The following is a 12,609-nucleotide window of genomic DNA, read 5'->3' on the forward strand; positions in this document are numbered from 1 at the left end:
AGGAAACCCTCCGCTTCACCCTCGTCGCACGGGAGGCAGCAGTGACGGACAGCCCGTTCCCCGTCAGTGAGATCGTCGCGTCCCGCAGACCGCACCGTAAGGACGCGGCCCGCAACTACGACGCGCTGGTCACGGCCGCCCGCGAGGCGTTCGCCGAGCGGGGCGCGGACGTCTCCCTGGAGGACGTCGCCCGCCGCGCGGGGGTCGGGATCGGCACCCTGTACCGGAACTTCCCGACCCGCCGCGACCTCTTCGAGAGCGTCTACGCGGACGAGGTCAACGCGCTGTGCCGGGCCGCCCTGGAACTGGCCGGGCACGAGCCGTGGGCGGCCCTGACCTCGTGGCTGGACCGCTTCACCGGCTACATGGTCACCAAGCGGGCGGTGCGCGAGGCCCTCAACGACGAGTCGGAGATCTTCCAGGCCTGCCGTGACTCGATGTACGCGGCCGGCGGCCCGCTGCTCGAACGGGCCCAGAAGGCGGGCGTGGTCCGCACCGACATGGAGATCGGCGACCTGCTCCGCATGGTCTCCGGCATCACGGCCACGGCCTTCGAGGACGACGCCCAGCGCGACCGCGTCCTCGGCATCGCCCTGGACGGGGTACGCGCCGGCCGCTGACGGGCGCCGCTCCGCCGCCGGAGTCCGGCGGCTCAGAGCCGTACGACGATGAGCGCGATGTCGTCCCGGCCGCCGCTGGCGACGCCCAGGCGGGCCAGCACGGTGTCGGCGAGCTCCTCGGTGCCCAGGTGGATGAACTCGCCGAGTACATCGGCCAGTTGTTGCAGACCGACGTCGATGTCCTGGTGCCGCCGCTCGATCAGCCCGTCGGTGTACAGGACGAGGGTGTCGCCCGGCTTGTACGGCAGGCTCGACTGCGGGCGCGGGACGTGCTGCGGGCGGGCGCCGAGCGGCGGGTCGGTGGCCTGGTCCAGCAGTTCGCAGCTGCCGTCGGGATGGATGAGCATAGGCGGCGGGTGGCCCGCGCTGCTGTAGGTGATCAGCCGGCTGCGCATGTCGACGACCGCCTTCACGGCGGTGGTGCCCAGCGCCCCCTCGACGGACCTGGCGTACAGACCGAGTACCTCCAGCGCCTGGGCGGGACGCTCCAGGGCCCGGATGGCGGCGGACAGCGCGCTGCGGAGCATGCCCATGACAGCCGCCGCCTCCAGGCCGTGGCCGATGACGTCGCCGACCGCGACGGCCAGCCGGTCGGGCGCGATGTCGACGACGTCGTACCAGTCGCCGCAGACGTTGAGGGAGCCGGTGGCGGGCAGGTAGCGCACCGCGATGTCACGGTGGTGGGCCAGGTCGGGGACGTGGAGCATGGCCTCCTGGAGGATGACGGCGACCTCGCGTTCGCGGGTGTGGGCCTGCCGCAGTTCCTCGTTCAGCCGCTGCAGCTCCCGCGCCCGGGCGTACAGTTCCGCCTCCAGGGCCTGTGTCTCCTGCGGACGCTCCGTCGCCCGGATGCCGTCGGGATGGGTGGCCCGGTACTCCTTGACGAACGAGGTGACGTCCTCCACCCGGTGGATGATGTAGTCCACCTGGCCTGCCGCGCCGAGCACGGGGGTGTTCACCGGGGACCACCAGCGCTCCTCGAAGACCCCGGGCCGGCCCATGACCGGGATGTCGTACTTCTGCAGCGCCATGGTGTCGGACCGGCCGGTGGCGAGGACCCGGTGCAGGGAGGCGCCGAGGTTCTTGACCCCGTCGGCGTCCGGGTCGGCGGGGTTGTCCGGGAACGCGATGAAGATGTGCCGCCCGAGCAGGTCCTCCCGGGTGCGTCCGGTGGCCGCCAGATAGGCCCGGTTCACATCGACGATGACCAGATCCGGACCGAGCACCAGATACGGGCTCGGCGTCGCGGCGAACAGCGCCGTGTGATCAACCCGGGATGCCACCGCTGACGCTCCTTCCCGCCTCGACGGCTCCGTCCTCAATCTACGGTCCGTCCTGCGCCTCTGCCCGCCGTGCGCCTCCCGGCCCGGCCCGGTCGCCCTGCGGGGGCCTGCCCCGGCGTGCCGGGTGCACCCGGCACGCCGGGGCAGGTGGTGCCAGGCTGGGAATCCGGCGCGACGGGCGCGCGGAGGGTCGTCAGGCCTGCGCGGCGGTTCACCGAGTCCGTAAGGAGGGTCGCCGGATCCGCGCGGCTGGCCGCCGGGTACGCGCGGCGGCGCACGGCCGCCGGAGCATGGCCCCCGCCCGGCCATCGGGGCCGTGCGCCGACACGGAGGGCGGGGCGGTGCGTGCGGAAAGCGGCGGGCCGCGCGCGAGGAAGGCGGTGACCGGTGCGTACGGAATGCGGAGACCGGTGCGTACGAAAGGCCGTGGGCGGTACGCGGAAGGCAGTGAGCGTGTGTGCGGAAGGCGGTGAGCGCGGATGAGCGCGGACCCCTTGGACGGCCCGGACCTCGCGGACGGCCCGGACCACGGTCCCGGCGGTGACCGGAACGGGCCCGCCGTCTCCCGCCGGGACTTCGACGCGCTCTTCGAGGCGGTCCGCACCTGGGGCCGCTGGACCCCGGCCGACCGCGGCGCCTGGAACCGGGTCACCGCCGAGCAGGTACGACGGGCCACGGCGACGGTGCGGTCCGGCCGGGTCGTACCGCTGGCGCTGCCCTGGAACACCGTGCCCGGACCCGACAACCCCAGGCCCGCCCTGCACCACATGACCGACCTCGGCGACGTGGAGATGCCGGAGCCCGCCACCCACAAGGACTTCATCGGCGCCGACTACCACGGCAAGGCCGTCACCCATCTGGACGCCCTGTGCCACGTCTCCTACCGGGGGCGGCTGTACGACGGCCGGACGGCGAAGGACGTCGTCGGCGCGGCGGGCGCCCGTTTCGGGGCGGTGTCGGCGCTCGGCCCCCTCGTCACCCGGGGCGTGCTCCTCGATCTCCCGGCCGTCCTCGGGGTGCGCTGGCTGGAGCCGGGGCTGGCGGTGCACGCGCGGGACGTCGCCGCCGCGGAGCGGGCACTCGACGTGCGGATCGGTGAGGGCGACGCGGTGCTCCTGCGTTCCGGGCAGGCCCGCCGTCGCGCGGAGCTCGGCGCATGGGACCCGGGCACGGCCAGCGCGGGCTTCCACGTGGACGCCGTACCGCTGCTGGCCGAGCGCGGCATCGCGCTGCTCGGGGGTGACGGCGACAGCGACGTACGGCCCTCCCCCGTGGCGGGTGTGCACTCGCCCGTCCACGCCCTCGCCGTGGCCGCGATGGGGGTGCCGCTGCTGGACAACCTCGACCTGGAGGCCCTGTCGGCCGCGACGGGCCGGGCAGGGCGGTACGAGTTCCTGCTCGTGGTGGCACCGCTGAACATCCCGGGCGGGACGGGCTCCCCGGTCAACCCGGTCGCCGTCCTGTGACACCAGGCGCGCCATGTCCGTAATCCAACGTATATCCTATTGTTGTAGTAAAACTTCTCGGAGCATTGTCGGAACGAAACGAACACTGCGGGCGCGAGTGAGGCGAAGCGTGGTTCGGGGCGGTGGGAAAGCGGCAGCGATGGGGCGTGCGACAGACGGCAAGGGGCCCACTCGTTCGCGTGAGCGATTTCTGCAGGGCGAGGCGGTCGAGGCCGGCGTACGTACTCCCATCTCGCACTCGTGGCAGCGCTGCCGGGCCCTGGGGCTCTCCCCCGACCAGCCCGGGCTCCCCTTCCGGGACGACTTCGAGCGTGATGCCCGGATCATCCGTGCGGCCATGCCGGTGCTCGACCGGCTGCAGTCCTGGTTCGCCGACACCAGGATGAACATCTCCGTCGCGGACGCCAACGGCACCGTCCTGCTGCGCCGCTTCGGAGCGGCGTCGCTGGCCAGAAGCCTCCCGGCGTTCCAGCGCGACCCCGGGTTCGTGTTCGCCGAGCGGTACGCCGGCACCAACGGGATCGGGCTCGCACTGGCGGAGCGGCAGCTCGTCCAGGTCTACGGCGCCGAGCACTTCGCCGAACGCGCGCAGGGCAACGCCTGTCGGGCGCTGCCGGTCCGCGACCCGATCAGCGGCCGCATCGAGGGCGTCCTGTGCCTCGGCTACCCGCGCGGCGCAGAGGACCCGGCGCTGGCCACCCTGATCCGCCGGGCGGCCCACGCCATCGAGAGGCGGCTGCTCGGACAGAGTTCCGAACGCGAGCGGGCCCTGCTGCGGGCGTACCTGGACACCGGCGCCGAGACCGCCGCCGGACCCCACCACCGCCTCGGGGTCGGCGAGCCGGCCCTCGGGATGCGCCCCTGCGACCGGGCGGTCCTCATGGAGAAGGCCGTCGAGCTGATCTCCTGGGCGCAGCGAGCCGCCGTCCACGTGGTCCTGTCCGACGGCCGGCGGGTCACGCTGGTCAGCCGCCCGATGACGACCGCGACCGGCGTGCAGGGCTTCGTCACCGAGGTCGTCATGCCCGGCCCCGCCCCGCGCGAGCCCCTCCTCGTCCCGTGGCCGACCGAGGAGCCGCGGCACCCCGCCCTCGTCCACGCCGGCGCCTCCGTCGCGACCACCGATCCCGCGGTGGCCACCGCGTTCACCGATCCTGCGGCGTCCTCCGTGCCCGGCGCCGTCGTCCGGGAGACGTCCGCCGTCTTCACCGTCCCGCCGACCGCCGCCGTCCCCGTCCCCCTCGCCGTGGCGCCCGGCTCCTTGCCCGGCCCCGCTGCGCCCGGCTTCGTACCCCTCCGAGCCGAATCGCGCGACGTCCAGACGCCGGCGGACGGTTCGAGCGGTTCGAGCGGCCCGACGGCCGGTTCCCAGGCCGGAACCGGAGCCGAGGCCGGAACCAGAGGCGGAATCGGTCCCTCCGTCGCGGCGGACGGTAGCGGCTCGCCGCCCACTGCTGAGCCCTCCGCACCACCCGCCGCAGAACCAGCCTCAGAACCAGCCTCAGAGCCCCCGGCAGAGCCCCCGGCCAGAGGGCTCGTGCTGGTGGGAGAGCCGCATGTGGGGCGGTACGCCCTCGCCGCCCGGCGTCGCCTGGAGCTGCTGACCGACGCCAGTACGCGCATCGGGACCACCCTGGACGTGCGGCGCACCGCCGAGGAACTCGCCGAGACGGCGGTGCCACGGCTGGCCGACTACGTCACGATCGACCTGCCCGAGGCCGTACTGCGCGGCGAAGAGGCCGCCGATCCCTTCTCCGACCTGTACCGCACGGTGGTCCACGGCGTCGCCGACGACTGTCCGTTCCACCCGGTCGGCAAGCGCGTCGACTACGGCCCGGCCACTCCGCACGTGCGTTGCCTGAGCGGCGGGCAGGCCGTGCTGGAACCGGACCTGAGGACCGCCATGGGCTGGCTCGCCCACGACCCGCCGCGCACCGAGGCGATGCTGGCCCACGTCCACTCGCTCATCGCCGTCCCCCTGGTGGCCCGCGGCGTCATCCTCGGCGTGGCCGCGTTCTACCGTGGACGGCACCCCGCGCCCTTCGACGACGACGACCGCTCGCTGGTCCAGGAGCTCGCCGCCCGTGCCGCCCTGTCCATCGACAACGCCCGGCGCTACACGCGGGAACGCACCATGGTCCTGACCCTGCAGCGCAGCCTGCTCCCGCAGGGCCTGCCCGACCAGGACGCCGTGGACGTGGCGCACCGCTACCTGCCCGCGGAGTCGGACGTGGGCGGGGACTGGTACGACGTCATCCCCCTCTCCGGCACCCGGGTCGGCCTCCTGGTCGGTGACGTCGTGGGCCACGGCATGCTCTCGGCCGCAACCATGGGACGGCTGCGCACCGCGGCCCGCAGCTTCGCCGAACTCGACTTCTCCCCGGACGAGGTCCTCACCCACCTCGACAACCTGGTGGGACGCCTCGACCGGGAGGCCCCCGCCGCGGGCGAGACGGGCATCTTCGGCGCGACCTGCCTGTACGCCGTCTACGACCCGACCACGCAGCAGTGCACCATGGCCCGTGCCGGGCATCCGCCTCCCGCGCTCGTCCTCCCCGACGGCACGGTCTCCTTCCCGGACCTGCCCGCCGGTCCCCCGCTGGGCCTCGGCGGCCTGCCCTTCGAAGCCGTCGACATCGACCTCCCCGAGGACAGCCGGCTGGTCCTCTACACCGACGGGCTCATCGACAGCCGCAACCGCGACGTCGACCTGGTCCTCGACCAGATGCGCGGCATCCTCGCCCACCCGGGCCGCACACCCGAGGAGATCTGCGAGACGCTGCTGGACACGGTCGCGCCGGACCACCCCCACGACGACATCGCGCTGCTCGTCGCCCGTACCCACGCGCTGGCCCCGCACCTGATCGCCACCTGGGACCTGCCCGCCGACCCCTCCCTCGTCAGCCAGGTCCGCTCCTCGGCGCTGCGCCGGCTGGCCGACTGGGGACTGGAGGAGGCCGGGTTCGCCGCGGAGCTGGTGCTGAGCGAACTGGTCACCAACGCCATCCGGCACGGCTCCGGCCCCGTCCAGGTACGTCTGCTGCACGGCCGGACCCTGATCTGCGAGGTCTCCGACGGCAGCAACACCGCCCCGCACCTGCGCCGGGCGGCGATCACCGACGAGGGCGGCCGCGGCCTGTTCCTGGTGGCCCAGCTGTCGCGGAGCTGGGGCACCCGCTACATCCGGCAGGGCAAGGTCATCTGGGCCGAGTGCGGGCTCGACGCCGCCTGAGGCCGTGCGCCGGCCGTGCGCGGCGGAGGCCGGCGCCGCGGCTGACCCGTTGGTGTCATCACGGGTATCGAATCGGGCATCGGATCCGCCGCCCGGGCGTCGCATCCGGAATGCGACGATTCATCCAACTACGATCACCGGCAAGAGTCGGGAAGTGAAGAAGGCAGGAAGAAGCAGGCAGGAAGAAGACCTCAGGCCGACCCCCGGAGCTGTCCGTGCACGAGCCTTGCGACCCCCTCGTACGGATCCGCGGGCTCGCCAAGCGGTTCGGCGGGACCCGCGCGCTCGACGGGGTCGATCTCGACGTGCGGGCCGGCAGCGTCCTCGCCCTGCTCGGCCCCAACGGCGCCGGCAAGTCCACGCTCATCAAGGTGCTCGCCGGGGTCCATCAGGCCGACGCCGGGTCGGTCACCGTGGCCGGGCACCCGCTCGGAAGTCAGGCCGCCGCCCGCAGCATGTCCTTCATCCACCAGGACCTGGGGCTCGTGGAGTGGATGACCGTCGCCGAGAACATCGCCCTGACCACCGGATATCAGCGCCGGGCCGGGCTGATCTCCTGGCGGCGGACCCGGGAGCGCTGCGCCGAGGCCCTGGAGACGGTCGCCGGGCACCTCGATCCGGACACGCCGGTCGCGCGGCTCGGTCCCGCCGAGCGTTCGCTGGTCGCCGTCGGCCGGGCGCTGGCGGCCCACGCCCGGCTCGTCGTGCTGGACGAGCCGACCGCCCGCCTGCCCGCCGCGGACTGCGCCCGGCTCTTCCGCGTGCTGCACGCCCTGCGGGACCGGGGCCACGGCATCCTCTACGTCACCCACCGCATGGACGAGGTCTACCAGGTCGCCGACGCCTTCGCCGTCCTGCGCGACGGCCGGCTGGTCAGCCATGGCCCACTGGCGGGCCACAGCCCTGCCCGGCTGGTCCGCGACATCGTCGGCGCAGCACCGGGCCACGGCGTCACCGGCCAAGAGCCGGGCCGCGACACCACCACCGAGGGACCGGCCCGCCCCCTCCCCTCCGCCGCCCCCGCCAACGGCCCCCCGGGCGCCCCCACGGGCGGTCCCGCCGTCCCGGTGCCCGCTCCCGCCCCCTCCCCCGTCCTCGTCCTCGACGGCGCGAGGACCGCCGGCACGGCGGCGGTCACGCTGGAGCTGAGGGCAGGGGAGGCGGTGGGCCTGGTCGGTCTCTCGGGTGCCGGGCACCTGGAGCTGGGCCGTGCGGTGGCCGGCGCCCGGCCCTTTGCCGACGGCCGGGTCTTCCTGGGCGGGCGGCCCTACCGGCCCCGTACGGTCGCGGACGCCGTCACGGTCGGGGTCGGCCTCGTGCCCGGTGACAGACAGCGTGAGGGCTGTGCCATGGGGCTGAGCGTGCGCGAGAACCTGCTGGCCAATCCCCGGGCGGGCGGGCTGCCCGTACTGCGCTGGACCGGTCCCCGCCGCGAACGGGCCCGGGCCGCGGAGCTGATCGAACGGTTCGCGGTGCGGCCCCGCGACGGCGAGGCCCCCCTCGCCGCCCTGTCCGGCGGCAACCAGCAGAAGGTCCTGATCGGCCGCTGGCTCGGCACGGATCTGCGGCTGCTGGTCCTGGAGGAGCCGACCGCCAGCGTGGACGTCGGGGCCAAGGCCGCGGTCCACCGGCTGCTCGACGAGGCGCTGACCGGCGGGCTCGCGGTGCTGCTCGTCTCGACCGACTTCGAGGAGGTGGCGGGCGTGTGCCGACGCGCCCTGGTGTTCGTCCGCGGCCGGGTGACCGCCGAGCTGAGCGGTGCGGACCTCACGGCCACCGGGCTCGCCCGGGCGGCCTCGGCCCTGCCCGCCCCCGGAACCCGCTCGGACTCATGACGGCCGCGCCCCCGCCCTCCGCCCAGCGCTCCCGGCCGCTCCGGCGGATCCCGGCCCGGCACCTCGCGAGCGCCTACGGCCTGCTGGTCCTCACCGCGCTGCTCGTCGTGGTCTTCTCGCTCGCACTGCCACGCACGTTCCCCACCCGGGACACCCTCGACTCGATCCTGTCCAACCAGTCGATCCCGGCCGTCCTCGCCCTCGCCGCCATGGTCCCCGTCGTGACCGGCTCCTTCGATCTCTCCCTCGGCTACGGCCTCGGCCTGGCCCATGTCATGGTGCTGCGGCTCGTCGTCGACGCGGGCTGGCCCTGGCCCTGGGCCTGCCTCGCGGTGATCGCCGGCGGCGGGGTGGTCGGCGTCCTCAACGGTGTGGCCGTCGAGTTCGGCCGGATCGACTCGTTCATCGCCACCCTCGGGACCGGCAGCATGCTGTACGCCGTGACCGGGTGGGTCACCGGCGGCGGCAGGATCGTCCCGGGCCCGGCCGGGCTGCCGGCCGCCTTCACCGATCTCTACGACTCGACGCTCCTCGGCCTGCCACTGCCCGCGTTCTACGTCCTCGCCCTCGGCGTCGTCCTCTGGGTGCTGCTGGAGCGGCTGCCGCTCGGCCGGTGCCTGTATGTCATCGGCGCCAACCCGCGCGCCGCCGAACTGGTCGGCATCCCGACCCGCAGGTACACGGTCTACGCGTTCACCGCCTCGGGGCTGATCGTCGGCTTCGCCGGGGTGCTGCTCGCGGCCCAGCAGCAGATCGGCAATCCCAGCGTCGGCCTCGACTACCTGCTGCCCGCGTTCGTCGGCGCGCTCCTCGGCTCCACCGCGATCAGGCCCGGCCGTCCCAACGCCCTCGGCACGCTCGTCGCCGTCGCCGTGCTCGCCGTCGGCCTCACCGGCATCGGCCAGCTGGGCGGCGCGTTCTGGACAGTCCCCCTGTTCTACGGCGGCACGCTGCTGCTCGCCGTCGGCCTGGCCGGCTACTCCGCCCGCCGGCTGCGCACCGGGGCCGACGCGGCCCGCGACGCTCCGGACGCCCGCGACGCACCGGCCGACCGGCCGCGCCCGCCGACGGCGGCGTCCGGAGGCGGCCCCGCCGGCACCGCGCCATGACCCGCACCGGCCGCCCCGGCCGCGTCCCCGGCCGCAGCCCGAGCCCAGGCCCTGACCCAGGCCCTGACCCAGGCCCAGGCCCAGGCCCAGGCCCAGACCCAGACTCCGGCCCAGACCCCAGCCCCAGCCCCAGCCCCAGCCCCAGCCCCACGCTCGTCCACCCGCGAGGCACTCACGTGCACCGCAGCCGCAAGGCCGACGCTCCCCGGGCCGACCGGGTCGGCCGGGCCGGGTCCGGTGCCCTCGCGCTGCTCGCCATCGCAGCCACCCTGGCCGGCTGCCAGCGCGGTTCCTCGGAAACCCCCACGGTCCCCACCACCGGCCCGGGCGGCTGCCCCGCCGTCCGGGCCGCGGCCCAGGCCGCCGTCGCACAGGCGGAGCGGACCGACACCGCCTGGGACGGGCCGACCACCGGCCCCGCGGCGGTGTCCGGCAGAACGGTCGTCTTCGTCGCGGAGACCATGACCAATCCCGGCGTCGCGGGCGTCGCGAACGGCCTGCGCGAGGCCGCGCGCGTCGTCGGCTGGGACCTCCGGGTGATCGACGGAGCCGGCAGTCCCGCCGGCATCCAGGCGGCGATGAGCGAGGCCGTGACCCTGCGGCCCTCGGGCATCGTCATCGGCGGCTTCGACCCCGGCTCGACCGCGCAGCAGGTCGCCGACGCCGCCGCGGCCGGCATCCCGCTCGTCGGCTGGCACGCGGTCGTCGCCCCGGGCCCCAGCAGCCGGCCCCCGCTCTTCACCAACGTCACCACCCGGGTGGAGGACGTGGCCGGCATCAGCGCCCAGTGGATCATCGCGCACTCCGGCGGCCGGGCCGGTGTCGTCGTGTTCACCGACGCCTCGGTCCCGTTCGCGCGGACGAAGTCCGACCTGATCACGGCGAAGCTCGCCACCTGCGCCGGGGTGCGGCTGCTCGCGTACGAGAACATCCCGATCCCGGACGCGAGCAGCCGCACCCCGCGCGAGATCGCCTCGCTGCTCGCCCGTTTCCCGGACACGTGGACGCACTCCGTCGCCATCAACGACCTGTACTTCGCCGACGCCGCCCCCGCCTTCCGCGCGGCCGGCCGCAAGGGGACCGGGCCGCCGTTCAACATCGGGGCCGGGGACGGCGACCCGTCCGCCTTCCAGCGCATCAACAGCGGGCAGTACCAGGCCGCCACCGTTCCCGAGCCGCTGACGCAGCAGGGCTGGCAGATCGTGGACGAGTTCAACCGCGCCTTCTCCCACCGTCCGGCCAGCGGCTACGTCGCCCCCACCCACGTCTCGACGGCCGCCAACAGCGCCGGGGCCACGACCTGGGACCCACCGGGCTACCGGGAGGCCTACCGGAGGATCTGGGGCAGATGAGCCGCCGGGGCCGCGGCGGGCGGCGCCCCGGTGCGCGGTGTTGCGGGTGGGTCCCCGGCGGCCGTCACGGGACACTTGAGGGAGACGGCCGGCGAGCGGGGCGGGGAGGCTAGCGTGGTGATCGCCGTCAATCCGACGGACAGCGGCTCGCTGCTCGCTGCCTTCGGCGCGCTGGGCGTACTGGCGGTGATCTTCGCGGAGTCGGGGCTGCTGGTCGTCGGCTTCTTCCTGCCGGGCGACACGCTGCTCTTCCCGGCCGGTGTGCTGTGCGCGGCCACCGCGGACCGGGGGCCCCGGCTGGAGCTGTGGCAGGTGCTGGTGTGCGCGGCCGTCGGTGCGGTGGCGGGCGGGCAGGTCGGCTATCTGATCGGCCGGCACGGCGGGCGGCCGTTGCTGGCCCGTACGTCGAGACCGAGGGTACGGGAGGGCGCCGCCCGGGCGGAGGAGCTGCTCGCCCGGTACGGGTACGGCAAGGCGCTGGTGATCGGCCGTTTCGTGCCGATGCTCAGATCGGTGCTGCACCCGGCGGCGGGGGCGCTCGGGGTGCCGGTACGGCCGTTCACCGTCTGGCAGGCCGTCGGCGGGGTCCTCTGGTCCCAGAGCTTCGTCCTCGCCGGGTACGCGCTGGGCTCGTCGGTCTCCCACATCGACCGCTATCTGCTGCCGCTGGTCGGCGCGATCGTCGTACTGTCCCTGCTGCCGCTGCTGCTGGAGGCCCGCCGGGCGCGCCGCGACCGCTGACCCCGGTCAGGGCTCCCAGTGGGCGAGGCGGTGCAGGGCCGCGGCCGTGTCCGTGAAGCCGTCGGCGCCGAGCAGGGCGCGCAGTTCGGCGTTGAAGCCGTCGATCTCCGGCCGGGCCAGGTCGAGCGCGCCGGCACCGTGTTCGGTCAGTTCGAGTACGACCGCGCGGTGTTCGCTCGGGTGCCGCTGCCGGGTGAGGAGGCCGGCGTCCGTGAGCCGCCGGACCAGCGCGGTGATGCCGGACTCGCGCTGCTGGAGGACCTGGGCCAGCCGCTGCTGGGTGATCCCGGGTTCGTCGCTCACCGCGAGCAGCGCGCCGAGCTGGGCGGTGGTGATCCCGGCGGCGGAGAGCAGCCGCCGGTCCGCGGTGGTGCGTAGCTGGTGGGCGGCGCGTTGCAGGAGGAAGAAGAGGCGCTGGTCGGGCTCGGGCATGGGCGGAATCTTGACAGAGGCGGCGGTCCGGCGCCATTCTCACTTCACTAGTGAATCGAGCCCGGTGAACCGCGACCGGTGTGGGGTGGCGACTGTGACCGACACGCCTGATCTGGCCTTCGCCCGGAAGGTCCTGGCGGCCCAGCCCTTCAGCGCCCTGGTCGGTACCCGGCTGGTGGCCTTCGGCGACGGCGGGGCGACGCTGGAACTGGACAACCGCGCGGACCTGCGCCAGCAGTACGGCTACGTCCACGGCGGGGTGCTCGCCTACGTGGCGGAGAACGCGATGGCCTTCGCGGCCGGTACCGGACCGGGGAACCGGCCCCTGACGGCCGGGTTCACCATCGACTACGTCCGCCCGGCGGACGGCGAACTGCTGCGCGCCCGGGCCCGGGTGGTGCGGGCCGGCCGCTCGCTCGCCGTCTGCCGCTGCGAGGTGGCGAGCGTCGGCGCCGACGGCACCGAGAGCGTCTGCGCCGTCGCCCAGGGCACGATCTCGTTCGCCTCGGCAGGCGGTTCCGGCGGTCCTTGACCGGACG

At 74.5% G+C, this 12,609-nt stretch carries 10 protein-coding genes; 8 read left to right on the top strand and 2 right to left on the bottom strand.

Translation table 11 applies throughout. The features are described 5' to 3' along the window. Positions 1 to 41: 41 nt before the first annotated feature. Complete coding sequence (locus ACGF5O_RS09430; RefSeq protein WP_393809310.1) at positions 42 to 620, top strand: TetR/AcrR family transcriptional regulator; 579 nt, start codon at positions 42 to 44, stop codon at positions 618 to 620. Between the two features lie 32 nt (positions 621 to 652). On the opposite strand, the gene ACGF5O_RS09435 is transcribed toward ACGF5O_RS09430, so the two are convergent. After that, positions 653 to 1,903: a PP2C family protein-serine/threonine phosphatase gene (locus tag ACGF5O_RS09435; protein WP_393809311.1), complete on the bottom strand. Its 1,251-nt coding sequence runs from the start codon at positions 1,901 to 1,903 to the stop codon at positions 653 to 655. A gap of 479 nt (positions 1,904 to 2,382) precedes the next feature. On the opposite strand from ACGF5O_RS09435, the gene ACGF5O_RS09440 reads away from it, so the two are divergent. The 6 genes from ACGF5O_RS09440 (at position 2,383) to ACGF5O_RS09465 (ending at position 11,638) form a co-directional block, all read left to right on the top strand. Next, positions 2,383 to 3,369, top strand: a complete 987-nt coding sequence (locus ACGF5O_RS09440; protein WP_393809312.1) for a cyclase family protein — start codon at positions 2,383 to 2,385, stop codon at positions 3,367 to 3,369. 139 nt (positions 3,370 to 3,508) lie between these two features. Beyond that, positions 3,509 to 6,601, top strand: coding sequence for a SpoIIE family protein phosphatase (locus ACGF5O_RS09445; protein WP_393809313.1), 3,093 nt, complete (start codon positions 3,509 to 3,511; stop codon positions 6,599 to 6,601). 215 nt (positions 6,602 to 6,816) lie between these two features. Beyond that, positions 6,817 to 8,436 (top strand): sugar ABC transporter ATP-binding protein, encoded by a 1,620-nt coding sequence (locus ACGF5O_RS09450; protein WP_393809314.1) that lies wholly within the window; start codon positions 6,817 to 6,819, stop codon positions 8,434 to 8,436. Then, entirely contained in the window at positions 8,433 to 9,545 is a 1,113-nt protein-coding gene (locus tag ACGF5O_RS09455; RefSeq protein WP_393809315.1) for an ABC transporter permease, read from the top strand. The genes ACGF5O_RS09450 and ACGF5O_RS09455 overlap by 4 nt, the downstream gene beginning before the upstream one ends. A 176-nt stretch (positions 9,546 to 9,721) precedes the next feature. Then, the gene (locus ACGF5O_RS09460; protein ID WP_393809316.1) at positions 9,722 to 10,897 is read left to right on the top strand and encodes a substrate-binding domain-containing protein; all 1,176 of its coding nucleotides are present in this window, start codon (positions 9,722 to 9,724) and stop codon (positions 10,895 to 10,897) included. A gap of 117 nt (positions 10,898 to 11,014) precedes the next feature. After that, positions 11,015 to 11,638, top strand: coding sequence for a DedA family protein (locus tag ACGF5O_RS09465; protein WP_393809572.1), 624 nt, complete (start codon positions 11,015 to 11,017; stop codon positions 11,636 to 11,638). Between the two features lie 6 nt (positions 11,639 to 11,644). Here ACGF5O_RS09465 and ACGF5O_RS09470 read toward each other — a convergent pair whose 3' ends face one another. Then, positions 11,645 to 12,070 (bottom strand): MarR family winged helix-turn-helix transcriptional regulator, encoded by a 426-nt coding sequence (locus ACGF5O_RS09470; RefSeq protein WP_393809317.1) that lies wholly within the window; start codon positions 12,068 to 12,070, stop codon positions 11,645 to 11,647. A gap of 94 nt (positions 12,071 to 12,164) precedes the next feature. On the opposite strand from ACGF5O_RS09470, the gene ACGF5O_RS09475 reads away from it, so the two are divergent. After that, positions 12,165 to 12,602 (top strand): PaaI family thioesterase, encoded by a 438-nt coding sequence (locus tag ACGF5O_RS09475; RefSeq protein WP_393809318.1) that lies wholly within the window; start codon positions 12,165 to 12,167, stop codon positions 12,600 to 12,602. Positions 12,603 to 12,609 lie beyond the last annotated feature (7 nt).

Source organism: Streptomyces sp. NPDC048291 (assembly GCF_043201715.1).
In the GTDB taxonomy this organism is placed as follows: domain Bacteria; phylum Actinomycetota; class Actinomycetes; order Streptomycetales; family Streptomycetaceae; genus Streptomyces.

Bases quoted from the DNA above. Each gene is read 5' to 3' on its own strand.
- ACGF5O_RS09440 (WP_393809312.1), top strand. From the start codon at position 2,383: ATGAGCGCGGACCCCTTGGACGGCCCGGACCTCGCGGACGGCCCGGAC.
- ACGF5O_RS09445 (WP_393809313.1), top strand. From the start codon at position 3,509: ATGGGGCGTGCGACAGACGGCAAGGGGCCCACTCGTTCGCGTGAGCGA.
- ACGF5O_RS09455 (WP_393809315.1), top strand. From the start codon at position 8,433: ATGACGGCCGCGCCCCCGCCCTCCGCCCAGCGCTCCCGGCCGCTCCGG.
- ACGF5O_RS09470 (WP_393809317.1), bottom strand. From the start codon at position 12,070: ATGCCCGAGCCCGACCAGCGCCTCTTCTTCCTCCTGCAACGCGCCGCC.